The organism is Limnobaculum parvum (genome assembly GCF_003096015.2).
Taxonomy (GTDB): Bacteria; Pseudomonadota; Gammaproteobacteria; order Enterobacterales; family Enterobacteriaceae; genus Limnobaculum; species Limnobaculum parvum.
The window spans coordinates 260,588-287,054 of record NZ_CP029185.2; the positions used below are offsets into that span (position 1 = coordinate 260,588).

Annotated in this window: 15 protein-coding genes and 2 pseudogenes; 9 read left to right on the forward strand and 8 right to left on the reverse strand. The window is 46.6% G+C overall.

The genetic code is table 11. The annotated features are described in order from the left end of the window. Positions 1-262: 262 nt before the first annotated feature. Positions 263-2,458, reverse strand: coding sequence for a primosomal protein N' (gene priA / locus HYN51_RS00660; RefSeq protein ID WP_108901087.1), 2,196 nt, complete (start codon positions 2,456-2,458; stop codon positions 263-265). Positions 2,459-2,749: 291 nt separating this feature from the next. Between priA and rpmE the strand changes: the two genes are divergently transcribed. Next, positions 2,750-2,965: a 50S ribosomal protein L31 gene (gene rpmE / locus HYN51_RS00665; protein ID WP_108901088.1), complete on the forward strand. Its 216-nt coding sequence runs from the start codon at positions 2,750-2,752 to the stop codon at positions 2,963-2,965. Between the two features lie 205 nt (positions 2,966-3,170). Here the strand turns inward: rpmE and metJ are convergent, their stop codons facing one another. After that, a complete protein-coding gene (gene metJ, locus HYN51_RS00670; RefSeq protein ID WP_108901089.1) occupies positions 3,171-3,488 on the reverse strand; it encodes a met regulon transcriptional regulator MetJ in 318 nt (105 codons plus the stop codon). A 252-nt stretch (positions 3,489-3,740) separates the two neighbouring features. Here metJ and metB point away from each other — a divergent pair, with 252 nt between their 5' ends. From metB to metF, 3 genes are all read left to right on the forward strand, one after another. Beyond that, a complete protein-coding gene (gene metB, locus HYN51_RS00675) occupies positions 3,741-4,901 on the forward strand; it encodes a cystathionine gamma-synthase (protein ID WP_108901090.1) in 1,161 nt (386 codons plus the stop codon). 2 nt (positions 4,902-4,903) lie between these two features. Further along, positions 4,904-7,339 (forward strand): bifunctional aspartate kinase/homoserine dehydrogenase II, encoded by a 2,436-nt coding sequence (locus HYN51_RS00680; RefSeq protein WP_108901091.1) that lies wholly within the window; start codon positions 4,904-4,906, stop codon positions 7,337-7,339. Between the two features lie 422 nt (positions 7,340-7,761). Then, positions 7,762-8,649, forward strand: coding sequence for a methylenetetrahydrofolate reductase (metF, locus tag HYN51_RS00685; protein ID WP_108901092.1), 888 nt, complete (start codon positions 7,762-7,764; stop codon positions 8,647-8,649). A gap of 102 nt (positions 8,650-8,751) precedes the next feature. On the opposite strand, the gene ppc is transcribed toward metF, so the two are convergent. Together ppc and argE are read right to left on the reverse strand one after the other, a co-directional pair. After that, a complete protein-coding gene (ppc, locus tag HYN51_RS00690; RefSeq protein WP_108901093.1) occupies positions 8,752-11,388 on the reverse strand; it encodes a phosphoenolpyruvate carboxylase in 2,637 nt (878 codons plus the stop codon). A 232-nt stretch (positions 11,389-11,620) separates the two neighbouring features. Next, positions 11,621-12,775, reverse strand: a complete 1,155-nt coding sequence (gene argE, locus HYN51_RS00695; protein WP_108901094.1) for an acetylornithine deacetylase — start codon at positions 12,773-12,775, stop codon at positions 11,621-11,623. Between the two features lie 174 nt (positions 12,776-12,949). On the opposite strand from argE, the pseudogene argC reads away from it, so the two are divergent. The 4 genes and pseudogenes from argC to argH all read left to right on the forward strand — a co-directional run bounded on the left by argC (position 12,950) and on the right by argH (position 17,722). Further along, a pseudogene (gene argC, locus HYN51_RS00700) lies at positions 12,950-13,953 on the forward strand (N-acetyl-gamma-glutamyl-phosphate reductase). Positions 13,954-13,964: 11 nt separating this feature from the next. Then, positions 13,965-14,738 carry an acetylglutamate kinase gene (gene argB / locus HYN51_RS00705; RefSeq protein WP_108901095.1) on the forward strand — a complete coding sequence of 258 codons (774 nt, stop codon included), beginning with the start codon at positions 13,965-13,967 and terminating at the stop codon, positions 14,736-14,738. A 92-nt stretch (positions 14,739-14,830) separates the two neighbouring features. Beyond that, positions 14,831-16,048: an argininosuccinate synthase gene (locus HYN51_RS00710; protein WP_108901096.1), complete on the forward strand. Its 1,218-nt coding sequence runs from the start codon at positions 14,831-14,833 to the stop codon at positions 16,046-16,048. Positions 16,049-16,345: 297 nt separating this feature from the next. Then, a complete protein-coding gene (argH, locus tag HYN51_RS00715; RefSeq protein WP_108901097.1) occupies positions 16,346-17,722 on the forward strand; it encodes an argininosuccinate lyase in 1,377 nt (458 codons plus the stop codon). Positions 17,723-17,802: 80 nt separating this feature from the next. Here the strand turns inward: argH and HYN51_RS00720 are convergent, their stop codons facing one another. Continuing rightward, on the reverse strand, positions 17,803-18,375 hold the full coding sequence (locus HYN51_RS00720; protein WP_108901098.1) for an Ail/Lom family outer membrane beta-barrel protein: 573 nt from the start codon (positions 18,373-18,375) through the stop codon (positions 17,803-17,805). A 259-nt stretch (positions 18,376-18,634) separates the two neighbouring features. Continuing rightward, entirely contained in the window at positions 18,635-20,587 is a 1,953-nt protein-coding gene (locus tag HYN51_RS00725) for an autotransporter outer membrane beta-barrel domain-containing protein (RefSeq protein ID WP_108901099.1), read from the reverse strand. 411 nt (positions 20,588-20,998) lie between these two features. On the opposite strand from HYN51_RS00725, the gene HYN51_RS00730 reads away from it, so the two are divergent. Continuing rightward, positions 20,999-22,177 (forward strand): DUF4056 domain-containing protein, encoded by a 1,179-nt coding sequence (locus HYN51_RS00730; protein ID WP_108901100.1) that lies wholly within the window; start codon positions 20,999-21,001, stop codon positions 22,175-22,177. A gap of 96 nt (positions 22,178-22,273) precedes the next feature. On the opposite strand, the gene HYN51_RS00735 is transcribed toward HYN51_RS00730, so the two are convergent. After that, the gene (locus HYN51_RS00735; RefSeq protein WP_456237237.1) at positions 22,274-25,261 is read right to left on the reverse strand and encodes a beta strand repeat-containing protein; all 2,988 of its coding nucleotides are present in this window, start codon (positions 25,259-25,261) and stop codon (positions 22,274-22,276) included. Then, positions 25,235-26,391 (reverse strand): annotated as a pseudogene (locus HYN51_RS00740) (two-partner secretion domain-containing protein); the annotation flags it as partial. The pseudogene HYN51_RS00740 and the gene HYN51_RS00735, both read right to left, overlap by 27 nt. Positions 26,392-26,467 lie beyond the last annotated feature (76 nt).

Genomic DNA, 26,467 nt, shown 5'->3' on the forward strand with positions numbered 1-26,467 from the left:
GCAATATATTCTATGCATATATAGGATATAGCCTATTATTTTCCCTGATATTTATTCTTTCATTGTTCAGGGGGAATATTGCATGATGTGCTGTAGCATGCTCCTACTTAAACGCAGGCCAATGGTCTGTAGTCAATCTGGCTGTCTTATTATGAATAAATAGTTTGGATGCATTATTTCTAGCAACAGTTTTATGCTATTCCGCTATTGAATTGTATGCTGTGAATCAACTTTTTAGAGCCAGTTCTCAATAAAGCGATCTTTAACCCTCGATTGGATCCACATCGAGCGTCCATTTCACTTTTTTAGCCTGTGGCATCGTGGTCATTTGTAACCTCAGGGCGTGCAGAATTTGCTGTAAACGTCCGCGAGATGGGTGTTGAATAAGCAACTGCCAGCGGAAACGACCGCCGCGTTTGGCTTGCAAGGCAGGGACTGGGCCAAGGATCCACAGCGAGCTATCACTGGCTCTGACGTTTTCCAGTTTTTCTTTTAGTTGTTGTAAAAACGGCGATGCCTGTTGATTATCATGGTCTTCGGCACGAAATAGGGCATGAAAGGTAAATGGTGGCAGGAAGACGCTTTTACGCTCTTCAATCGCCTGTTTAGCAAAGGCATCATAGCCTTGATGCAACAGGGTTTGTAACAGAGGGTGTTCCGGATGGTGGGTTTGCAGTAATACCTCGCCTTGCTTACCGGCACGGCCTGCGCGACCAGAAACTTGAGTATACAACTGTGCAAAACGTTCAGCTGCGCGGAAATCGGCGGAGAACAACGCGCCATCCACATCAATCAGGCCGACCAGCGTAACATCTGGAAAATGATGGCCTTTTGCCAGCATTTGTGTACCAATCAGAATACGAGCACCACCCAGATGGATATCGGCAAGATGCTGCTCCAGAGAGCCTTTACGGCTGGTGGTGTCGCGATCGACACGGGTAATTGGTGTATCTGGAAACAGGCGTGCGAGCTCATTATCTAACTGTTCTGTTCCCACACCGACCGGTACCAAATGGGTTGAACCACATTTAGGGCACTGATAGGGAACGGGACGTTGGCTGTCGCAATGGTGGCAGCGCAACATACGCTGATTCTGATGCAGTGTGTAATAACGTTCACAGCGGCTACATTCTGCTATCCAGCCGCATTCGTGACACAACAGTGCTGGGGCATAGCCTCGCCGGTTAAGAAACAGAATGACCTGATTATTCGCCTGCAAATGCTCCTTCATCCGTTTGAGCATAGCGGGAGCCAGCCCGGCAGTTAGAGGTTGGCCTTTCAGGTCGAGAATATATTGGGTTGCCGGTTTGGCATGGCCTGCTCGCAAAGTGAGACGCAAATGGTGATATTTACCGCTTTGGGCGTTATGCAGGCTTTCGATCGCCGGGGTTGCCGATCCCAGAATCACAGGGATGTTCTCTTCACGGGCATGAAGAATGGCTAAATCGCGGGCATGGTAGCGCCACCCTTCCTGTTGCTTGTAGGAACTGTCGTGTTCTTCATCGATGACGATAACGCCCAGATGTTTAAACGGTGTAAACAGCGCTGAGCGAGTGCCAATAACGATGGCAGTTTCTCCTCGCTGTGCCCGTAACCAAACCGCAAGGCGCTCACTGTCATTTAGGCCAGAGTGAACAACGTCGACCGGTGCGCTAAAACGCTCACGAAAGCGGGCGATGGTTTGAGGTGTTAAACCAATTTCAGGGACTAAAACCAGCGCCTGTCGCCCTTCAGACAGAATATTTTCCAGTACGCTAAGGTAGACTTCCGTTTTACCGGAACCGGTAATCCCTTCCAGCAGCCAGACGCCGAACTGCTTGTCATCGCTACGAATAGCGCCAATAGCGGTTGCCTGTTCGGTATTCAGCCTGAGGCGTTCACCATTAACTTGGAAATCGTCTTGCCAGCGAGTGGCGGCAGGATAGAGTGCTTCTAGCTGAGCTAATCCTTTGTTTTTCAGTGCTTGAAAAGCGGCTTCGTTTAAATCCTGCGTGCTAATTTGGTGGCGATAAATATTGGCTTTACGCAGCGCTGCCAGCGCCTGTTGCTGTTTTGGTGCTCGTTTTAATGTAACCGGATCGGTTACTTTTCCCTCTTCAGTGAGCTGCCACTGCCAGATAGGCGGCTCCTGAGCGGGTTTTCCCTGACGCAGTAAAACCGGTAGAGCATGGAATAGCACCTCCCCTAACGGGAACTGATAATAGCTGGCGGCCCAAAATAGCGTTTTCCATAAAGATGGAGTAAACAGTGATTGGTCATCGATCAGGTGATTAATCGTTTTTAACTGAGAGAGTGGAAATTCGCTTTGTTCGCTGGTGCCGACAATAATACCGATGGCTTCCCGCTTGCCAAACGGCACGCTGACTCTGGCTCCGATAATCGCCTGTTCTCCCGGTGGCAGGAGATAATCAAACGAACGGTCCAGCGGCACCGGTAAAACGACATTCACAACGCTCATTATGCAGGGAGTCCAAATCTCAGTTTATGGGCTTTTGGTAAACCAAAATAACCAAAGCGGAATTAAAACCTTATGGGATGCAGCAGCATACCACAGGCAGCAGAGTGTGATGAAGAGTTGGTCGCTTGCGTGGTTAATATTAGATCTGTATAATGCGCAGCCTTTGGTTCAGTACTTAAATTTCAGCAATCAAATTTCAGTGCATGAATCAAACTACTCAACTATTTTTTTACTTCGTGTGGTGTGCGGCAATAATGACTGTATAGCGACACGACATTAGAGAGGTTTATCATGAGAGAAGGTATCCACCCAGAATACAAAGCGATTACTGCAACTTGTTCTTGCGGTAACGTTATCAAAACTCACTCAACAGTGGGTCGCGATCTTAACCTGGACGTATGTGGCGAATGCCACCCGTTCTATACTGGTAAGCAGCGTGATGTTGCTACCGGTGGTCGTGTAGACCGTTTCAACAAGCGTTTCAACATGCTTGGCGGCGCTAAGTAATTTTACTGAGCTGCATGAAAAAGGCGCCTTGAGCGCCTTTTTTGTATCTGAATATTCTGCTTTTCTGTTTACCATGGCAGCTTGAATTATTGCTGTTGGTAATACCTACCCAGTAAACAATATCCATTACCCTGATAGCGCGGGTAATTAATCATCTTCAATCGTTAGCGATCGTTTTGTTCAAGCAACAAGCCAATAGCAGGAATTAATATTCCCAACTGTCGGGATCGATACCTTTTTCACGCATCAATATTTTTGCGGCCTCCGGAATTTCATCGCTGCGTTCTTTACGTAAATCTTCGTCATTAGGCAAAGGTTGCCCGGTAAACGCATGAAGAAATGCTTCACAAAGTAATTCGCTATTGGTGGCATGTCTCAAGTTATTAATCTGACGGCGGGTACGCTCATCCGTTAGTATTTTTAGGACTTTCAACGGAATGGATACCGTGATCTTCTTGACCTGCTCGCTCTTTTTGCCATGTTCAGCATAGGGGCTGACATATTCGCCGTTCCACTCAGCCATGGGGCACCTTAATCAATAGAAAGCTGAAACTTTAAAGTTGGTCCATTGTGAACTAACTTTACCTGCTCATGAGTTGGCCTCTGGCATGGCTCATGAGTGCATTAAAAGATTATATCATGACAATTTTAACGGATATTTTGCGATTCCTCAATCTACACGGCAAGAAGTTTAGATGTCCAGATGTATTGACGTCCATAATCTAAAGCATTATCTTATCAATCATACTTTATGGTTTTTTCCCGGAGTGATTCAGTGAAACGCAAACAGGCAACTATTGCAGTGCGGGGTGGGCTCAATTCAGATGAGCAGTATGGCTGTGTTGTTCCCCCGATTCATCTTTCCAGTACCTATAATTTTATCGATTTTAATCAGCCTCGGGCACATGATTACTCTCGCCGCGGCAACCCAACTCGTGATGTGGTTCAGTCAGCGCTGGCGGAGTTGGAAGGTGGGAGCCGTGCGATATTGACGGGTAGCGGTATGTCAGCGATTCACTTGGTGTGTACGGCATTGTTAACACCGGATGACTTACTGATTGCGCCACATGATTGCTACGGCGGCAGCTATCGTTTGTTTGATAGTCAAGCGCGTCGGGGTGCCTATCGAGTACTGTTTGTGGATCAGGGGGATGAACAGGCGCTGGAAGCCGCTCTGGCGCAAAAGCCTAAGCTGGTGTTAATTGAATCACCGAGTAATCCGCTGTTGCGGGTTGTGGATATCGCTAAAGTTTGTCAGGCCGCGCATCAAGCCGGGGCGCTGGCAGTAGTGGACAATACGTTCCTTAGCCCTATTTTACAGCAGCCTATTGCGCTGGGCGCTGATATTGTCCTGCACTCCTGTACTAAATATTTAAATGGTCATTCTGATGTGGTGGCTGGTGTGGTCATCTGTAAAGATGAAGCATTGGGGGTCGATCTGGCTTGGTGGGCCAATAATATTGGCGTTACCGGCGCGGCCTTTGACAGTTATCTGTTATTACGTGGACTGCGTACGTTAGGTCCGCGCATGAAACAGCAGCAGCAAAATGCACAGGCGGTGATCGCTTATTTACAGCAACAACCTCAGGTAAAAACGTTGTATCATCCTTCCTTGCCAGAGAATCCGGGTTATGAAATTGCCCGTAAGCAGCAGTCGGGTTTTGGTGCGATGTTAAGTTTTGAATTTGACGGTGATGAACAGGCGATGCGGCAGTTCCTTGCTGCGTTGGAACTGTTTACACTGGCAGAATCGTTAGGTGGCGTTGAAAGTTTAATTTCTCATGCGGCGACTATGACGCATGCGGGGATGGCAGCCGAAGCGCGTAAAGCTGCGGGAATATCAGACAGGTTGTTGCGTATTTCTGTTGGAATTGAAGATAGCGAAGATTTAATTGCCGATCTGGAGCAGGCTTTCCAGGCATCAGCGAAGAGGTAAGTATGACTACATTAGGAGCTTCCGGGCTTCCTGCAAATCGTCAGTTGCATAAGTTTGGCGGAAGTAGCCTGGCAGACAGCAAATGCTATCTGCGAGTGGCAGGGATAATGGCAGAATACAGCCGCGAAGGGGACATGATGGTCGTGTCCGCCGCGGGCAGTACCACCAATCAACTGATTAAATGGCTACAGCTTAGCCAGACCGATCGCATCGCCTCTCATCAAGTTCAGCAAGAGTTGCGCCGTTACCAGAGTGAGCTGATTAACGGTCTGTTACCGGAACAGCAATCCACTGAACTGGTTGAAGCCTTTATTCGCGACCTTGAACGATTAGCCGCCTTGCTGGATGGTGTGATGTCCGATGCGGTATATGCCGAGGTGGTTGGTCATGGTGAAATCTGGTCGGCACGTTTGATGGCGGCGTTATTGAACCAGCAATGTATGGCGGCAGAGTGGTTAGATGCCCGTGATTTTCTGCGGGCAGAACGTTCTGCTCAGCCACAGGTAGACGAAGGTCGTTCTTACCCTCTGTTACAGCAGTTACTTATCCAACATCCGAATAAGCGTTTGGTCGTCACCGGCTTTATTTCCCGTAACGAAGCGGGAGAAACGGTATTACTGGGGCGTAACGGCAGTGACTATTCGGCTACTCAGATTGGTGCATTAGCCGGTGTGGTCAGAGTGACTATCTGGAGCGACGTGGCTGGGGTATATAGCGCCGATCCGCGTAAAGTGAAAGATGCCTGTTTGTTACCGCTGCTGCGTTTAGATGAAGCCAGCGAACTGGCGCGTCTGGCGGCTCCGGTACTGCATGCCCGTACCCTACAGCCGGTGTCCGGCAGCGATATTGACCTTCAATTGCGTTGTAGTTATCAGCCAGAGCAGGGCTCTACCCGTATTGAACGCGTTCTGGCATCCGGTACCGGTGCCAGAATCGTTACCAGTCATGATGATGTTTGTCTGATTGAATTACAGGTTGAAGCCCAGCATGATTTCTCTCAAATACAGAAAGAAGTGGAACGTATTCTGAATCGTGTTCAGGTCAAGCCACTGGCAACCGGCGTTCACTACGACCGTAACCTGCTTCAACTGTGTTATACCGCTGAAGTCGTAAACAGTGTACTGCAAATTCTGGATGACGCCAGACTACCTGGTCGTCTGCAACTGCGGGAAGGGCTGGCATTAGTGGCATTAGTCGGTGCGGGTGTATGTAAGAATCCGCTGCATAGCCATCGTTTCTATCAGCAACTTAAAGATCAGCCGGTGGAATTTATCTGGCACGCAGAAGACGATATTAGTTTAGTGGCAGTGCTGCGCGTTGGGCCAACTGAGCATCTGATTCAAGGGCTGCATGCTAGCCTGTTCCGGGCGGAAAAGTGCATTGGCTTGGTGCTGTGCGGTAAAGGTAATATAGGTTCCCGTTGGTTAGAGCTGTTTGCCCGTGAACAAAAGAATATTTCGGCCCGAACCGGATTTGAATTTATTCTGGCTGGCGTTGTTGATAGTAGCCGTAGTGTACTCGATTATCAGGGGCTGGATGCCAGTAGAGTATTGGCATTTTTTAATGATGAAGCCCAAACCTTGGATGACAATTCGTTAGTCAGTTGGATGCGTGACCATCCGTTTGACGATCTGGTGATTCTCGATATTACTGCCAGCGAGGAGTTGGCCGGGAAGTATCTGGACTTTGCCAGCTATGGATTCCATGTCATTAGCGCGAATAAACTGGCCGGAGCGTCATCAGGAAATGAATACCGTCAGATTCGGGACGCATTCGCTAAAACCGGTCGCCACTGGCTGTATAACGCCACCGTAGGGGCCGGATTACCCATTAATTATACGGTGAGAGATTTACGCGACAGCGGCGATACCATTCTCTCTCTGAGCGGGATTTTCTCCGGTACGCTCTCTTGGTTATTCTTACAGTTTGACGGCACTATTCCATTTTCTGAGCTGGTGGAACAGGCATGGCAACAAGGGCTGACGGAGCCGGATCCTCGCGTTGATCTCTCCGGTCAGGATGTCATGCGTAAATTGGTGATTCTGGCGCGTGAAGCGGGCTATGACATTGAACCGGATCAGGTTCGGGTTGAATCGCTGGTAGCCGAAGGCGCTGAAAAAGGCTCCGTTGATAACTTCTTTGAGAATGCTGATGCGTTAAACCACCAAATGCTGGAGCGCTTAGAAGCCGCCCGAGAGATGGGGCTGGTTCTACGCTATGTGGCGCGCTATGACGCTAATGGTAAAGCTCGGGTTGGTGTCGAAGCGGTAAGGGACGATCACCCGCTGGCTTCGCTGCTGCCCTGCGATAACCTGTTCGCCATTGAAAGCCGCTGGTACCGAGATAATCCACTCATTATCCGCGGGCCGGGAGCTGGGCGAGATGTTACCGCTGGAGCAATCCAATCTGACCTGAACAGATTGGCGAAATTGCTGTGATGTATTGCTGATTGAGCTATAAGTGGTTTTAAAAAGCTCATCGGAGGGCGAGATTTCCGTTGGGGTCGACTTGGCGCAAGCGCTGGCCTGAAGGGTGAAATACCATAAGGTGTTTCATAACGGCCCGTAGGGAATCTAGGCCTGATGTTCTCAGAACTCAAGTACAGATGTCCTTCCGGCCGTGCACAAAGACAATATACAGATTGTCTTTGTGCACGGCCGGAATATTCGAAGAATTTAAAATAATCATAGTCTTATCCTTTTATTCACCCCAGACCATTTTATTCCCTATTTATTTTCAAATTACCTGTTGACAGAATACGCCACTTCCGTCATCTTATTTGGATGTTTAGACGTCTAAACGTTCAGAAGTATAACTGCAACTCAGGCAAATTAGCAAAAACAAACAGGGTGGACAGAATATGAGTTTTTTTCATGCTAACCAAAGGGAAGCACTGAATCAGAGTCTGGCAGAGATTAACGGTCAGATTAATGTCTCTTTTGAATTCTTTCCGCCGAGCAATGTGGAAATGGAACAGACTCTTTGGCAATCCATCGATCGTTTAAAGAATTTAAAACCCAAGTTTGTTTCTGTGACGTATGGGGCAAACTCCGGTGAGCGCGACCGAACCCACAGCATCATTAAAGGTATTAAAGACAAAACCGGTTTAGATGCAGCGCCTCACCTGACCTGTATTGACGCAACGCCAGAACAGCTAAGAGAAATCGCTAAAGATTACTGGGATAATGGCATTCGTAGCATTGTGGCACTACGCGGCGACTTGCCCGCCGGTGGCGGTAAACCGAATATGTATGCTGCTGATTTGGTGGAACTGCTAAAAAGCGTCGGTGATTTTGATATTTCTGTCGCGGCCTATCCTGAAGTGCATCCTGAGGCAAAAAGTGCACAGGCTGACTTAATCAATCTGAAAAAGAAGATAGATGCTGGTGCCAACCGGGCAATTACCCAATTCTTTTTTGATGTAGAGAGCTACCTGCGTTTTCGCGATCGCTGTGTAGCAACAGGCATTGATGTGGAAATCGTGCCGGGTATTTTGCCTGTATCCAACTTCAAACAGCTACAGCGTTTTGCCACTATGACCAATGTGCGTGTACCACAATGGATGAGCCAGATGTTTGCCGGATTAGATGATGATCCTGAAACCCGCAAATTTGTCGGGGCTTCTATCGCTATGGATATGGTGAAGATTCTGTCCCGTGAAGGGGTGAAGGACTTTCACTTCTATACGCTGAATCGGGCTGAGCTGAGTTATGCGATTTGTCATACGCTGGGGGTAAGACCCGCGTAATTGAGTACAGCACAAAGGTGTTTTAATTCAGGTTTCGACCGTCATAATTAACGGTCGAAACGTCAGGCAGAACGATTTAACGTTACTGCCTGTTTTCTTTTTCTAGCCGGTATTCCTCATTCCTGCTGCAATCCCAGCGATAGTCACCATCAGCGCCTGTTCTACTCTTGGGTCCGGCGTCTCTTGCTGACGCGATCGGTAAAGCAGCTCGGCTTGTAGTACGTTTAATGGATCGGTATATACGTTACGTAAGGCGATTGACTCGGCGATCCACGGCAGTTTTTCCATCAGTTTCTGATCGTTGGACAGTTTGAGAATAACGCTGATATCTTCCGCCAGTTGGCTACGTAACTTACTACCCAGCGGCCAAAGTTTTTTATCCACCAGCCGCTGATCGTAATATTCTGCCAGCCATAGATCAGCTTTAGCGTAAACCATCTCCAGCATATTGATTCGGGTATTGAAGAATGGCCAGTCGCGATACATTTCTGACAGTTGTTGATATTTACCGTTTTTAATCGCATGTTGTAACGCTGCACCAGCACCTAACCAAGCCGGCAACATCAGACGGTTTTGCGTCCAGGCAAAAATCCATGGAATTGCCCGCAGGCTTTCCACACCGCCATTAGGCTTGCGTTTCGCCGGGCGGGAGCCTAGCGGTAGCTTACTTAATTCCAGCTCAGGGGTGGCAGCACGGAAGTAGGGAACAAAGTCCGGCTCTTCACGTACGATATTGCGATATTCTTTACAGGAGAACTCGGACAGTTCATCCATAATGTCTCGCCATTCTTGCTTAGGATTCGGTGGTGGAAGCAGGTTGGCTTCTAGGATCGCACTGGCATAACTGGCCAGACTGGCTACCGTAATCTCAGGTAGGCCAAACTTAAAGCGGATCATTTCGCCCTGCTCAGTAACCCGCAAGCCGCCTTTCAATGAGCCAGGTGGTTGAGACAGTAGGGCATCGTGAGCGGGCGCTCCGCCGCGACCGATAGTACCGCCACGACCGTGGAATAACGTTAAGTCTACGCCAGCCTGTTCACAGGTTTTGATCAGTGCTTCCTGAGCATAATATTGCGCCCACGAGGCTGCCAACACACCAGCATCTTTTGAAGAGTCGGAGTAGCCAATCATGATCATCTGCTTGTCGCCAATAAAATTGCGATACCAGTCGATATTCAGTAATTGGGTCATCACATCATTGGCGTTATTTAAGTCTTCTAGCGTTTCGAACAGCGGACAAACCGGCAGGGCGAAAGTGCAACCCATTTCTTTGAGTAGCAGATGTACTGCCAGAACGTCAGACGGTGTCCGAGCCATAGAGATGACATAAGCGGCAATGGAACCCTGTGGCGCTTTAGCCACTACTTTACAGGTATCAAGCACTTCCTGAGTGTCTGCACTTGGTTGCCAGTCACGCGGGAACAGAGGTCTTTTAGATTGCAATTCGCTAACCAAAAACTGCTGCTTTTCTTTTTCTGCCCACTGGTCGTAATCACCCAGCTCTAGATATTGGGTGAGTTCCGCTAGAACATCGCTGTGGCGAGTGCTCTCCTGACGAATATCAATACGTACCAGCGGCAGGCCGAAGCAGCCGATGCGGCGCAGGGTATCCAGCAGTTGCCCGTTAGCAATAATACCCATACCGCAGGCTTGCAGAGATTGATAGCAGGCGTATAGCGGTTCCCAAAGCTGTTGGTTATCAACCAGCATATCTTCCGGGCAGTTGACTCGTTCGTCGTTAAGCCGGGCGCTCAGATAACTGTGGGTACTCATTAATTGAGTACGTAGCTTTTTCATCAGTTCACGATAGGGTTCCTGAACGTCATCGCCACCGACCATGGCCCGTAGCTCTGGGGTACAGTCAGACATCGATAGCTCAGAAACCAGCACCTGAATATCTTTCAGGAACAGTTCTGCTGCTTTCCAACGGCCGTATAACATTACATGTTCGGTAATTTTGGCGGTAACGTTTGGGTTACCATCACGGTCGCCCCCCATCCAGGAGGTAAAACGCACGGGAACGGCTTCAACCGGTAGGTTATAGCCAAGGGCATCAACCAACTGATCGTTAAACTCACGCATAAATGCAGGTACGCCTTCCCAAAGGCTGTTTTCCACTACGGCAAAGCCCCATTTGGCTTCATCAACCGGGGTTGGGCGGATCTTGCGGATCTCATCGGTATGCCATGATTGGGCTACGAGTTGACGCAGACGGCGCATAATTTGGTCACGCTCATAGTCTGCCAGATCGTTGTGATCTAACTGACTCAGGCAGTTATTCACCTCAATCAGTTTATGGATCATGGTACGACGTGCAATTTCCGTTGGGTGAGCGGTGAGTACCAGCTCAATAGAAAGCTGCTCAACGGCTTTATTTACCGCTTCATCCGTCAGGTTCTGTTGTCTTAATTTATTGAATAAATTTGCGAATACTGCGGGATTATTCGCCGCCTCGCCGCGAGAGGAAATGCTGTGATACTGCTCTGCGGTATTGGCAAAGTTGAGAAATTGGTTAAAGGCTCTGGCAACGGGTAGTAGCTGATCGTTAGACAGGTTTTGTAGCGTAGAGAGTAACGCCTGACGGTTAGTCTCATTACCGGCGCGGGACGATTTTGACAGCTTACGGATGCTTTCCACCCGATCGAGGATTTCTTCACCTAAAGCGTCTTTGATGGTATCGCCTAGAAGGGTGCCAAGCATACTGACATTACTTCGCATCGCGGAATATTGTTCGTTCATATGTCTCCTGCCGGGTTAGTCAAAACATGAAGATGATGTTGTGTTATTGCGTTATTTTTATGAGTACCAAAGTTAGAGTTGTATCACACAATTTGGGTATGTCCATAATTTTGTTGAATCCTTTAAGCATTTCTTATAACCGGAAAATTTCAACAAAAAAATCTACTTTCGTATTACTACGGAGATTTCTCGCCCCAGATAAGCTGGGGCGGTATGTACCACAAGTTACGTACTATTTTTCCGCGCAGAAGTGGTGGATAACCTGAGTCAGTAGCTGGCGGGTTGGTTGAATAAAAGAGGTGGCAAGGAATTCATCTGGCTGGTGTGCCTGATCGATAGAACCGGGCCCAAGCACCAGTGTTGGGCACATTTGCTGCAGGAAAGGTGCTTCAGTGCAGTAGTTAACCACTTCCGCGGGTGTACCTACCAGCTTCTCCACGACCTGAACCAGCGCATTGTCAGCGGCACATTCGTAACCAGGGATAGGACTATGCAGGTGTTCAATTGCCACTCGGCCCGGCCAACGATGACTGACTGGCTCCAATGCCTGATGCACCAATTCATCCAAATCAGTTAGGGTAAGCCCCGGCAATGGGCGAATATCCATATGCAATTCGCAACAGGCGCAGATACGGTTCGGCGCATCGCCACCGTGAATATGACCAAAGTTCATGGTTGGATAAGGAATAGCAAAAGCCGCATGGTGATAGCGCTCTTTTAGTGAATCTCTCAGCACCATCAAATGACTGATAGCATCATGCATCAGCTCAATAGCGTTAACGCCACGGGATGGGTCGCTTGAGTGGCCGGACTGACCGGTGATACGAATGGCTTCCGCAATGTGGCCTTTATGTGCACGCACAGGTTGGAGCGACGTAGGTTCACCGATGATGGCGCAATCTGGTTTTAAATGGCTGGTGGAGGAAAAATAACGGGCTCCGGCCATAGAAGTCTCTTCATCCGCAGTGGCCAGTACATACAGTGGTTTGGTGAGTTTGCTGCTGTCGATGTCTCTTAAGGCATCAAGAATGAAGGCAAAAAAGCCTTTCATGTCGGCGGTTCCCAAACCATACAGTTTATTGTTATGTTCGGTCAGGGTGAAGGGATCGCGGGTCCATCGCCCGTCATCAAACGGCACGGTATCCGTATGGCCGGTGAGCAATAGTCCGCCGGGCCCGGACCCTAGAGATGCCAACAGATTGAATTTATTACGAGTATCAGGAACTGGCTGTACTTCAACCTTAAATCCCAGCGTACTGAACCACTCAGCCAGCAGGTTAATCAGCGTCTCATTGCTTTGATCCAGCGCTGCATCGGTAGCGCTAATGCTGGGTGTGGCAATCAATTTACTGTATAGCTCGATAAAAGAGGGTAATGTTTTATTCACAATTCTCGGCCTGTTTTGCGGTTTAATTCAATATAAATTCATTTATTTTGCATAAAAATACAATAAGGGATTGTCTAAGGGAACAGAATTTCGTACCTTAAGCAATATTCATCCACATTACCGTAAGCGTACCGCTGTTTCCAAACCTTGTACGCAACTAAACAGGTCTATTTTATGCTCGAGACACTTATCGTCGGCGCAAGTGGTTATACCGGTGCAGAACTGGCAGCGTACTTACGTCGTCATTCTGAAGTCAATATCAAAGGATTGATGGTATCAGCGCAGAGTGCTGATGCGGGAAAATATTTTCAGATCTGCATCCACAGTTGAAAGGGCTGGTGGATTTACCGCTTCAACCATTAACCCATGTAGCCGAAGCGGCAAAAGGCGTCGACGTGGTGTTTCTGGCGACAGCCCATGAAGTTAGTCACGATCTTGCTCCGCAATTTTTAGCGGCAGGCTGTGTGGTGTTTGATTTGTCCGGTGCTTTCCGGGTTGACTCACCTGAGTTCTATACGCGTTATTACGGTTTTGCTCACCAGCATGGTGATTGGCTGAAAAAAGCCGTTTACGGTTTAGCGGAATGGCAAACAGAAAAACTTAAGCAGGCGCAGTTGGTGGCGGTTGCTGGCTGTTATCCGACGGCATCGCAACTGGCGCTTAAGCCATTGGTTGAGGCCGGGTTGCTGGATGAGCAGCAGTGGCCGGTGATCAATGCTATTAGCGGTGTTAGTGGCGCAGGGCGTAAGGCCAGTATGACCACCAGTTTTTGCGAGGTCAGTCTACAGCCTTATGGCGTGTTCACTCATCGTCATCAGCCAGAAATTGCTGCACATTTGGGTATTCCAGTAATTTTCACCCCTCATCTTGGCAATTTTCCACGCGGGATTCTGGCAACCATTACCTGTCGTTTAAAATCGGGCGTTGGTGAAGAAGAGATTAAGATGGCATTTTACAATGCTTATCACAATAAACCGTTAGTTCGGGTCTATGGAAAAGGGATGCCGGCGTTAAAATCGGTGATTGGTCAGCCGTTTTGCGACATCGGTTTTGCTGTTGATGGTCAACATATTATCGTGGTGTCAGCGGAAGATAATCTGCTGAAAGGTGCCGCAGCTCAGGCCGTACAGTGTATGAATTTACGCTTTGGCTTCAATGAAACCCAGTCCTTACTCTAGGGAGAAGAAGGATGAATCCATTAATTATTAAACTCGGCGGCGCATTGCTGGACAGTGATGAAGCAATGGAGCGTTTGTTTGTGGCCCTGGCAGCGTATAAGCAAAAGCATCAGCGTCAGTTGGTGATCGTACACGGTGGCGGTTGTCTGGTTGATGAGCTGATGAAAAAACTGGCTTTACCGGTGATCCGTCGTAATGGTTTACGCGTCACGCCGGAAGATCAGATCGGTACCATTACCGGTGCGTTAGCAGGAACAGCGAATAAGACCCTGATGGCAGCCGCCAGAAAGCATGATATTGATGCCATTGGCCTGTGTCTGGCGGATGGCAATATGGTGGAAGTTAGTCAGCTTTCTGAAGATTTAGGTCATGTAGGGGAAGCTAAAGCCGGCAGCAAGAAGCTGATTCAAACGCTGCTGGCGAGTGACTACTTACCCATTATCAGCTCCATTGGTATTACGCCAGAAGGTGTATTAATGAATGTCAATGCCGATCAGGCAGCAACCGCACTGGCATCAACGTTGGGGGCAGATTTAGTTCTGTTGTCCGATGTTAGCGGTATTCTTGATGGTAAAGGCCAGCGTATTGCGGAGCTTACCGCAGATAAAGCGGAGAAGCTGATTGCGCAAGGTATCATCACTGACGGTATGGTGATTAAAGTGAATGCCGCACTGGATGCAGCCCGTTCGCTTGGCCGTCCGGTGGATATTGCCAGTTGGCGTAATGCTGAGCAGTTACCCGCACTATTTAACGGCGTTCCGGTAGGAACCCGTATTCTGGCTTAGGGCATACAGCCAGAACAGATTTAGCACAGTAAAATATTCATTAATCAGTCGTAACTGAATAACTTTAAGACTTAGCAATCAAGGAATTCGTGATGAATAAGAGTGGTATTAAGAAAATTGTTTTAGCGTACTCCGGCGGCCTGGATACTTCTGCGATTATTCCGTGGTTAAAAGAGAACTATGGTGACTGTGAAGTAATAGCGTTTGTGGCTGATATCGGTCAGGAACGTGCGGATCTCGACGGCGTAGAGCAAAAAGCGCTGAATTCCGGTGCTTCCTCTTGTCATGTTGTTGACCTGCGTGAAGAGTTTATCAAAGACTATGTTTACCCGGTTCTGCAAACGGGTGCGCTGTACGAAGGCAGCTATCTGCTGGGTACCTCAATGGCTCGTCCCCTGATTGCAAAAGCTCAGGTGGAACTGGCGCTGCAACTGGGTGCTGATGCAGTGTGCCACGGTGCAACCGGTAAAGGTAACGATCAGGTGCGTTTTGAAACGACCTATGCTGCGCTAGCGCCTCATCTGAAAGTGGTTGCTCCGTGGCGTGAGTGGAACCTGCGTTCCCGTGAAGCGCTGCTGACCTATCTGAAAGAGCGTAATATTCCGACTACGGCATCACTAGAAAAAATCTATAGCCGTGATGAAAATGCATGGCACATCTCTACGGAAGGCGGCGTGTTAGAAACCCCGTGGAATGCATCGAATAAAGATTGTTGGGTGTGGACCGCCTCTCCTGAAGATGCACCAGACCAAGCAGAGCTGGTTACTGTAACGGTAGAAAAAGGGCGGGTAACCGCAGTGAATGGCAAAGCGATGAGTCCATTCAAATGTCTGGAAGCATTGAACGAGCTGGGTGCCAAGCATGGCGTGGGTCGTATCGATATTGTTGAAAACCGTTTGGTTGGTATTAAATCTCGTGGTTGCTATGAAACCCCGGGGGGTACCATTATGGTGACTGCGCTACGTGGTGTTGAGCAACTGGTATTGGATCGCGATAGCTTCAAATGGCGTGAGCAGTTAGGTCTGGAAATGGCCTATGTGGTTTATGATGGTCGTTGGTTTGCGCCACTGCGTAAATCACTTCAAGCTGCTGCAGAATCGCTGGCTCAGGACGTGAATGGTGAAGTGGTCGTTAAACTGTATAAAGGTCAGGCAACGGCAATTCAGAAGAAATCTTCTAACAGCCTCTACTCTGAAGAATTTGCTACCTTTGGTGAAGATGAAGTCTACGATCACAGCCATGCAGGTGGGTTCATTCGGTTGTTCTCACTGTCAGGTCGGATTCGTGCGTTGAATGAGTTGAAGAAGTAGTTTTTTAACTTGATCTAATCGGGTCCCTGCGGATAGTCCGACCAGAAAACTATCTGTACTTGGTATCGGAGTTCGTCGGGCCAAAGGCCTGACGATTGGGTTTTATATTAAAAGGGCGATATTTGTATCGCCCTTTTACTTTAGCTACTTTAGCATGTTGTTTATTTTCACTTTAGTGTAGATTTTGCCATAAGAATGCCGTGTCTGAGCTAGCTAGGGCTTAACATCAGCGTTGGTATGTCATGGTCATCAATCTAAAGTGATAAGTATTGCTTTGATTTTTCAGGAGTAAAAAATATGGCATTGTGGGGCGGTAGGTTTAGCCAAGCGGCGGATCAGCGTTTTAAACTGTTTAATGATTCACTGCGTTTTGATTATCGTTTAGCCGAGCAGGATATTATTGGTTCAGTCGCGTGGTCAAAAGCGCTGGTGACAGTTAATGTATTAACGGCTGAAGAACAAAAAAAATTAGAAAAGGCGTTAGATGAGCTTTTAGTTGAAGTTCAAGCTGAACCGGAAGCTATTTTAGCCAGCGATGCAGAAGATATTCATAGCTGGGTAGAGCAGAAGCTGATTGGTAAAGTGGGTGATTTAGGTAAAAAACTGCATACTGGGCGTAGCCGTAACGATCAGGTCGCCACTGATTTAAAACTGTGGTGCAAGGTACAGGTTAACTTGCTGTTAAGTGCGGTAAAAGAGCTACAACAGGCGCTGGTGATGACGGCAGAGCAGAATCAGGACGCGGTAATGCCGGGCTATACTCACCTGCAACGCGCTCAACCGGTGACCTTTGCCCACTGGTGTCTGGCCTATACTGAAATGTTAGCTCGTGATGAAAGTCGCCTGCAGGATGCGCTAAAGCGCATGGATACCAGCCCGCTGGGTAGTGGCGCATTAGCCGGAACCGCTTACCCAATTGACCGTGACCAGTTAGCTGGCTGGTTAGGCTTTAGTGGTGCAACCCGTAACAGTCTGGATAGTGTTTCTGACCGTGACCATGTGCTGGAGTTACTCTCTGATGCTTCTATCAGTATGGTGCATCTGTCCCGTTTTGCTGAAGATTTGATTTTCTTTAACAGCGGTGAGTCTGGCTTTGTTGAGCTGTCTGATCGAGTGACTTCCGGCTCCTCCCTGATGCCACAGAAGAAAAATCCAGATGCGCTGGAATTGATTCGCGGTAAATGCGGTCGTGTTCAGGGTGCGCTCAGCGGTATGTTAATGACGCTTAAAGGCCTGCCGTTAGCCTATAACAAAGATATGCAGGAAGACAAAGAGGGTATCTTTGATGCGCTGGATACTTGGCTGGATTGCCTGCATATGGCGGTGCTGGTACTGGATGGCATTCAGGTTAAACGCCCGCGTTGTCAGGAAGCGGCTCAGCAGGGCTATGCCAATGCGACAGAGCTGGCGGATTATCTGGTAGCGAAAGGTATTCCGTTCCGTGAAGCCCACCATATTGTAGGATCGGCGGTGCTGGAAGCCATTAAGCAGGGCAAAGCCTTGGAAGCACTGTCATTATCACAGCTTAAACAGTTTAATGTGGTAATCGACGAAGATGTCTATCCTGCGTTATCGCTTCAATCCTGTCTGGAAAAACGCTGTGCTAAAGGCGGGGTTAACCCACAACAGGTTGCCAGTGCAATTGATGCGGCTAAAGTTCGATTAGATATCTGATTCTGATAATCATGTTGTTATAAAAAAGCCCGTAAATATCGTGTAATTTACGGGCTTTAATTTTTTAATCGATAGGGAAATTAGAAGCGATAACCTGCGCCAACGTTAAAACCGTTGGAGGTAAATTGCATTCCTTGGTATTCCATGTGGGTACCTTCGTAACCAATATCGATAGCAAAGTTTTCCATCGGATTAACTTGTACTCCGGCACCATACATAAATGTGGTCGTGTGCTTAGTGCCATCTTTATTCATATGGTACATATATTGGTTTTGTTTACTGTATTTGTCTGCAGAATAATTAAACGTACCTGTAGCTGCACCAAATAGGGAATACAGGCTAACATAATCATTAATACGATAAGCTGGGCCAACAGATAATGAGTAGTAATCCACATCACCATGAGCTTTTATATTGTAGCTGCTACGCTGATAATTTTTCTCTGTATTACCGTCCATATAAGTGAATGAAGAAATGACGCTCCATGGGGAGTCCCACTCATAGCGATATTTAATGTTCACGCCACTAACACCGCCAAATTCTTCAAAGTGGCTTTGAGAATAACCCAGGGTAATGGTTTGATCCTGTGCCTGAGAAACTTGAGCGAAACCTAAATTCAACAATATGATTGTTGATAAAATAGCCTTATTCATTAATTACCCTCCTGGTAATGTTTATATTAAAAGCAGACTGCTTTTATGCTATTGCAAAAAATAAGAAATAGATTCAGGTTATAAACCTAATATGCTAAATATTGAATTTCTCTCTTTACCTTTCATTTAGTTATGAAGGGATGGTGACGATATTTTCAATAAAGAATTTTAGCCATATTTTTTTGACAAATATTTTCATATTGAATCCGAAGCTAATTTCAATAGCCTAATCTCATGGCTGAGATTAGGCTTTCACAAATTAAAAACGAATTCTGAACCCAGCATCAACCCTGACAGGGGTTTCTACTTTATTACCGTTTTGGTAATCCACTTCGGTATATATTGATGCATGGTTACTTACTGCTGCATCAACACCAAATCCATACTTGCCAATGTTACCCGAGAAGTCATTATTAAAGTCGATGGTATTAATACTCACATTATTCGACTTAATAAATTCACGAGCAACGGCCAGTTTAATATAAGGTTTCACTGCCATATCGTTCGGCGTGAAAGTCGTACTTAACAGTGTACCTATTTCGCCCTGTACGCTATCTGTGTCATCAATGTTGGCGTACATACCATGACTTAATTTGTAGTCTGCGCCTTCTATGCGTGAATACTGTACTTTGGCATAGGGTTCTGCAGAGTATGTTTGCCATAACGGAATATTGTATCCACTTTCAATAGATGCGGTAATGGCATTCTGGCTGTAGCTACCGTTTGCAGTATATCCGCTATTGCTCTGAGTCTGGATATCATTACTCAGATGGTTTCCTTTAACTACGGTATCAATGTATAAACCGGAGTTGTCCAAATAGGTTAAATAAGCACCGCCGCCATAGCTGCGGACTTCACCATTTCCACTCTGATCGAATTTCACACCGGTATTGCTATAAGAGGTAAACAGGCCAATCAGCAGTTTGCCTTGGCTCAGATCGAGTTGTTTATCCCCACCAATTTCTAGGCCGCTTAAGTTGTTTTTAAAGCCTACGTTATGATGATCGGAAATTCGGCTGTTATCGTTGGTATAACGAGCCCATACGCCAGCGGAACCCTCTTTATCCAGCGTTAAATCGCCTTGACGTTGGCGCAGAGTTGAAAGCTCAGCCGACAGGATGTAGCTCGGTGCCGCTGCCATATTCAATACACCTTTAGCGCTATTACTGAGCGTTCTGTTGCCTGAATTTGACGTTGATGCTCCAGAAGACGCTGGTGGCAGGCTGACATCTTCTGCTGAAGCGTTATCTGTCGGTTTTACTGGTGAAGTATGCAGATACCAGTCGGTACTTTCTCCAGAACGAGCGCTGTATAACTTATATTGGTATACGCCCAGATCTACCGTGCCGCCGGAATTGATCAGGCTAAATGCCGCATCGCCCTGATTGGTGTGAATCAGCGTTAAATCGGCGTAGGAAGAGGGTTCTTTACCGCTGTCGGTAACTTTCAGGCCAAACTGACCAGTAGCGGTACCCGATACATTAATAAAATCACCCGCGTTATTTGCCAGTTGGGTGATCATTTCAAAGTTACCATGACCGGATAGATTCTGAATTTCCAGATGGTTAAACTGACCACCAGCCGGGTAAGGAAAGAGGTCGACATGCCCCCCATCAAGGTTCAGATTATTAATTCTGGTGATCTGTTTTTCCCCCAGAATGGATGGTGCCGGTGCCATGTCACTTTTTTTATACTCGCCGTCAAAGCTGTAGGCAATGCGAAGTAGACCCGCTAGATTCAAATTTTCAACAATAACATCGGTTTGAGGAGAAGGCTCATTGGTAGTGATGTTAACGGTTTGAACGGTGTTAGTGATATAGACAAAGCCACCCTGAGCTACATTTAAATAGCCAACAGAACGAGTGTTTTCTGAGAAATCTAAATTACCACCAGCGTTAACCTGAGTATCACGAATCAGAGCGCCGTAGTTAGCATTAAGCATCAACGAACCACCCTGATTAACGGTGGTTCCGTTAGCTACGCCGTCCTGGATATAGATGTACCCACGGTCACTAACAGTATTATTGTTAATTATGCCACCCTGCGAAACCATTTGGGCGCTGCGAATATAACCATTAGGGAGCGGAGGAGATGCGACAATGAACTCATTACTTACTGTAATACCATAAACACCTTCAGTAAAAGCCAGTGTATTGGTTGAAAATCCTAAAAGTAATGCGCTAATGGTACATGCCAGCAATGTCTTTTCCATAAAACCCTCAGAGTCCTTTTTAGATGAATTAATTGATTTATTTTTTATATCGCGAGTTTTTTATTTATTTTTTCTCGTCGAGAAGATTTTCTGAACTTAATTCTCAAAAGTTATAGCAGCGAAATTATATAAAAATATTTTATAAATAAGTATAAGAATTTTTTTACGATAAGTGAGGATATGGGTTATTTTTTTAGATTTATTATTTAGATATTAAGGGGCTGTTAATTATATTGACTGGCTGGATTTTTGGTTTTTTTTGTCATTAATTTTTATTGTTTTCGGTATAATTATCGGCAAGAGTGGGCGTTTTAGATCCTTATCCCTCTTTTCTGCGCGAGTCAGATATAGTAGCGGCAAGGAAATAATACTGTTCTAATGTTTTTTTGTTTAGCCCGAGGGGCTTTTTTAATGCGCTATTTTAGTTTGCTATTTTTGTTATTGTTGACCGCCTGTAAAAATGATGGCTTATTAATAACTTCTTCTGAGCCTAATCTTTCAACGATGCCTGTTGAATCAGCTAGACAGATTTATCCGGTGATTGCGCCAATAAATCCACCTGATGGTTTACGCCCTTGCTGTGCGTTTGGCTATAACCTTGGGGTTAGCGTTATTGGTATTCCGCTGCCGATCTACCAAATTGGTAATATTGTTGAGGCCAATAAACTGGGTACTCATCATTATAGTGATAGTCTGTTGGACACGGCAGCCAATTTGTTGAACGTTTCTGATGAGCGAGTAGGGCATATCTACACCGACCGGGGCGGTTTTCTGGATATCGCTCATGTTCGCGATACGGCAGATAATACTTTCTACCTGTTCAGCCAAATTTATCCACGCTTGGGTCAGGCATGGCAGCTTGAGTTGGGTGATGAGTTGGCGAAACGCCAGTTTGTTTTTACCGCGTTTACACCGCCATCCAGTCCAGAAGAACGTTATACCTTAAGCGCTTATTTAGCCGCACAGCTCGCTTTTCAGATGGCTGCTTGGCACGAGATAGCGCAGTGGTATGGGTTATTGGATGTTCCCGGCTTTCCCGAGGAGGTATCGGGTTTCTCACCGGAAGATCTGTATTCCAATTTATTAGGCTCGAGATTAGCGCTAACGTCTATTTTGCAAGGGCATGCCGGCAGTTTGGAACAGTATCAACAGTCGGTGACTCAACTGCTACCAAAGGCACTGGAACAGCTGGGTGCAGAAACTTATGAAGGTACTAAGCGGCAATTTATGCTGTTGGATGGAAAGTGGTGGGATAGCCAGCGTCGGGTACCTGAAAAATTTTTAGTGCTTTATCGTAATTATGATACGGGCAGCAATCGTATTCCTTCCCACGATTCATTGTTAACAGATCGGTTGCTACGCCTGAGTTTGCCTGATGTATGGCAAGGTATTGTGTTAAATCAGATTGGTGAATTTCGTCTTTTGCCCAGCAATAATATGGAACGGTTACCGGTACCCGATAGTTATTGGACGGTGAAAGATTTTTCGGCTCTGGCGGAACAGGCTCAAATTGTAGATGAGAGTGAGCTGCGCTCAGTTCGTGCGATGTCTCAGAGCGTTTCTCATAGCACGGTGGTGAAGAAGGATTAATTGCTCAAGTATTCTGTTCATTGATAGATAAAAATAACAACGGATAGTGTGGTAACTATCCGTTGTCAGGTTCGACCAAATAAGTGGCTCAATCTCTTATAGCTTCATGACAGCGTAAACCTGAGGAACTTGAACGGTTTGTTTGGTGCCATCAGCTTGAATGACTTCACGATTGATTAACCAAATGATATCTGAAGTCAGATTACTCATCTGCTCTGATGTCAGGGGAGCTCCTAAAGGGATATTAAATTTTTGAGCAAACTCAAGCCCCGCCTTTATCAGCGCAGCATACTGATCTTCATCATTGGTAGATTGGTTTAAAAGATGTTGTCCTGCTAGATTGCTGATTTGGTCACGAACAAACTGTTGTCCATAATAATCATCGCTTAAACGCTTATGCGTATTATTGTGTTCAGTCTTTAAGCTATTGACCATATAGTCTGAAGCTAACCAAGTTTTATAATGAGTAAACTTCGGATCGCTTTCTACCTGAGCACTGTTACTTACGGCAGGGGACATTATGTACAGGTTGGAATCTGGTAACGGTATATTTTGAGCGGGTGAAGTGGCAACAATATTTATTTCTCCAGGGCCGCTGATTTCATTAACTTGCACTGTGACCCGATCGATATTCATCGTGGGAATATTGATATTTGGCCGATAGCTTTCCTGATGTGGATTTACTGGGGTTTGGTCATTATCATTATATGGTGGAGCATTATTGATGATTTCATCAGACTGTAGAATGATATTTGGCGTTACAGTACTCGATGTGTATTGATTGTCTAACTGAGTGTTAGCACCGTAATGTATTACAGTGCCAACTTCATCAATAGAACGAATGCCTGAAATTTTAATATTGGCCATATTATGGGTGTCAATATTCAGGGCGTTTCCTGCGGTGATTTGACTTTCATCATTTAAAACGGAATCGGCAGAAATGGTCAAATTACCACCGGCTAAAATTTTCGCCGGGTCGTTTTCTGTAATCGTCGTCTCTCTGGTTATTTGAGTATAAGTGTATTTATAGTAGTCACTCGAGCCCTGCACAGGATTTTCTGGAGAGAGAACGTAGGTAATATTGTTGTTATCCTGATAAAAACTGAGCTGATCGAGAGTATAGCGATTATTGGGGTTGTTAAGAGAATATTCAGTGATGTTCTCGTGGGATACTTCTCGTAACTCAGTGGCAAAGTGGTCATTAATGTTTTGTAGATGATTGACTGCAAGCTTCAAATTCCCTTGTGCTTCAATAGTGGCACTATGGTTATGGATCTCGCTTGCCAGACCGGATGCCCGACCGTTTTCATCTAGCGTCTGACCGATTGATATATCACCATTGCTGAAAATCTGTGAATGGGCGTAGTTATTTAAAACATTGGTGCCAATATTAATACTTGTACCACCAGTCAGTGTGGCGGCGGAGCCATTTTCAAAACGGTTATTTATTGTATTAGCCTGCAGTTGCAGCCAGATACCATGAATACGGCCGGTACCATAGTTATCGATTTGTTGGGCTTGCAGGTGAGTGAGCATTCCTTCAATCAGTCCGCGATTAGTTAGTGTTCCACGGATGTTTAGCTGTGTTGTGTTAGCGCTGATTTCACTAGAAGCATCATTATTTAGTGAAGCGGCGTTCAACGTTAGTTGGTTTGCATACAGCCTACCACCTAAATTGCTCCAACTGCTGCTCGTCTCTGCATTCAGGCTATTGTTGACATACAGGTGAGTTGAATCGGTATTGATACCACCATGCTGCGCTTGTAATACCATACTGTCTGCACTAACTTGAGCGCCGGACAGATTGATGCCGTTAGCAACAACATTGATTTCGCCAGTAGCGGCAATCTGTCCTTGCAGGTTAGCGGATTGTGCAGCTTTGATAGCGATATCGCCGTGGCCTGTCATCTCGCCATTGTCGTTAACGCCTGCCGCAAGTAGAGCTTCACTGGTATTATTAAAGTTGGCAGCCACCAACATAATATCATTTAATGACACTAGCGCTGATGCGTTAACAATACTGTTGGTGGCTCTTAGATTGATTTTACCGCCGCTGAAAACCTTAGAACGATTGTAGAAGCTTTGTCCCGAACTCAGGTTAAGACCGGCAAAGGCGAAAATATCCGCTTCGTTAACAATCGAGCCATCGGCATTCAGTATTAACTGGTCTTCACTGCGCATTAATTTGCTGTTGATGAAGTTGCCGCTGATACTGTAATTCCCTGTACCTTTGCTGTATAGGGTGCCTTTGTTATGTAATGAATCAGAAGTGGTTAGCGTGAGGTTGTGGTCTGCACCGATAGTCCCTGCGTTGGTGACTGAGCCAACTGCATTGATGGTGGCATTATTGTTAGTGTAAATCGTGCCATCATTTAGCAAACTTCCTTTAGTTGTCAGGTTTAGGTCGCTACTGGTGCTGATGGTACCGTTATTGTTCACGCCATTATCCGCATGAATTTCAAGCGTGTCACGACTGTATAGCGTACCGTTATTCAACAGACTACCCGCAGTAGTCAATGTTAATCTACTGTCAGAGCCAATAGTGCCTTGATTGGTTACATTGCCACCCGCATTCAGTGAAACCAAACCTTTACCATAAATCATTTTTTGGTTAAACAAGGTTCCGTATGTCGTAAGACTGAGGTTGCGGTCAGCACTGATAGTCCCATAATTGGAGATTGACTGGTCAGCGTTAATCCATAGATCGCCTTTACTGTGTAGGATGCCGCTGTTAAAAAATGCGTTTTGGCTGGTCAGTGTTGCGCCGTCAGACGCACTCATGTCGCCCTGATTAGTCAGGGGACCACCACTATTAACACTCAGGAAACCATCACTGATAATTTGAGCGCCTGCGGTATTGTTGAGATATCCGCGCGTACTCACGGTGGTACGACCGCTGCTCTTTAAAGTACCTTTATTATCAAGGGTATTGGCAGAAATAGACAGTTCTTGACCGGTAACAATGGTACCGCTGTTAGTGATATTCGCACTGCTCTTGACCGTGGCTTTTTTACTGACAGAAATCGCACCCTGATTAGTCAGATCAGCCTGAGTACTTATGGAGGCATTTCCTGCGGCGCTAATTTTACCTGTGCTGGTATTTTCTATTTTGCCTTCCGCGCTGAGCGTAACATCCTGATTACCTTGCAGTGTTCCCTGATTATTTATACCTTGCTGAGTGGAGATTTGCAGGTTTTGCGCACTATTGATGGTGCCTTTGTTCTCAATACGGCCATCGGCAGTAATCACCACAGAACCCGCTTGAGTACCGATATGACCGGCGTTACGAACGCCAACGCCGTTTTCGGTGCCCACCATACGAATACTGTTAGCGTACATCCCCCCAATGCGGACACGTCAACCGAGAACTCTGGGCTGTTGGCATCACGGCCACCCTGTTTTTCCACGCGTTTAGTATCTGCACTGACTTTGTTCTTACCCGTCACCACATTTAATTCATTGGCCCATACACCAGCGTTCACTTCAACGGATTGAGCTACGATATCCGTATAACTTTGTTTGCTGCTGTCCAGCCCTTTGCCCTGAATGGTGACTTTTCCTTGACGGACATCATAGCCTTCAAGATTGCCGTTATTCATCACCGGAGTACCGGTAGTTAACGTTGCCCGATCGGAGTTGATAAATCCACAGCCGTCACAGGTAATACCGGATGGGTTGGCAATAACCACCTGTGCTTTTTGTCCAGCGACTTCAACATAACCATTCAGGTGGCTTGGGTCCCGAGAGTTGACTTCATTCAGAATGACCTTAGCGCTGCCCTTGGCCATATTAGGGTTACCGTCAATATATCCACCTAACTGTGTTTGTACTGACGATCCTGAGTTATTAAGAATGGCACCGCGATTATCGACATCGAACTGGCTGTAGGTGTTGCGTGAAACCCCTCCAGAGCTTGGTGCCTGAATATTGACTTGAGGTGTACCATTATCGCTATTGAGAATGGTTGGCTGCTGATTACCCGGAGCATTTGGGTCAGCCACAATATTGGCTTGAGCCGGTAAACTGATGCTGACTAAGCCCAATGCGATACTGGTCATTAATACTAGCGGAGACAGGCCAGCAATGAGCTGACCAAAGGTTTGTCCACGGCCAGATGATGAGCTTTCTGCTGAGTGAGTCCCTGCTATCTCAGGCACGACCATCAGCATGCCCCGTGCGCGGTTAAAAATTACGCGATATAAATTCTTGTTCATGAATAAATCCCTTTTCTTTCAAAGGTGTAATAATTATTATTTGTAGTCTTTCTATTAGATAATTTCAGCATCCATG

Coding starts and splice junctions, on each gene's coding strand:
- HYN51_RS00725 (WP_108901099.1), bottom strand. CDS start 20,587: ATGGAAAAGACATTGCTGGCATGTACCATTAGCGCATTACTTTTAGGA.
- HYN51_RS00710 (WP_108901096.1), top strand. CDS start 14,831: ATGAATAAGAGTGGTATTAAGAAAATTGTTTTAGCGTACTCCGGCGGC.
- metJ (WP_108901089.1), bottom strand. CDS start 3,488: ATGGCTGAGTGGAACGGCGAATATGTCAGCCCCTATGCTGAACATGGC.
- argB (WP_108901095.1), top strand. CDS start 13,965: ATGAATCCATTAATTATTAAACTCGGCGGCGCATTGCTGGACAGTGAT.
- ppc (WP_108901093.1), bottom strand. CDS start 11,388: ATGAACGAACAATATTCCGCGATGCGAAGTAATGTCAGTATGCTTGGC.
- rpmE (WP_108901088.1), top strand. CDS start 2,750: ATGAGAGAAGGTATCCACCCAGAATACAAAGCGATTACTGCAACTTGT.
- HYN51_RS00680 (WP_108901091.1), top strand. CDS start 4,904: ATGACTACATTAGGAGCTTCCGGGCTTCCTGCAAATCGTCAGTTGCAT.
- HYN51_RS00730 (WP_108901100.1), top strand. CDS start 20,999: ATGCGCTATTTTAGTTTGCTATTTTTGTTATTGTTGACCGCCTGTAAA.
- metF (WP_108901092.1), top strand. CDS start 7,762: ATGAGTTTTTTTCATGCTAACCAAAGGGAAGCACTGAATCAGAGTCTG.
- priA (WP_108901087.1), bottom strand. CDS start 2,458: ATGAGCGTTGTGAATGTCGTTTTACCGGTGCCGCTGGACCGTTCGTTT.
- argH (WP_108901097.1), top strand. CDS start 16,346: ATGGCATTGTGGGGCGGTAGGTTTAGCCAAGCGGCGGATCAGCGTTTT.
- HYN51_RS00720 (WP_108901098.1), bottom strand. CDS start 18,375: ATGAATAAGGCTATTTTATCAACAATCATATTGTTGAATTTAGGTTTC.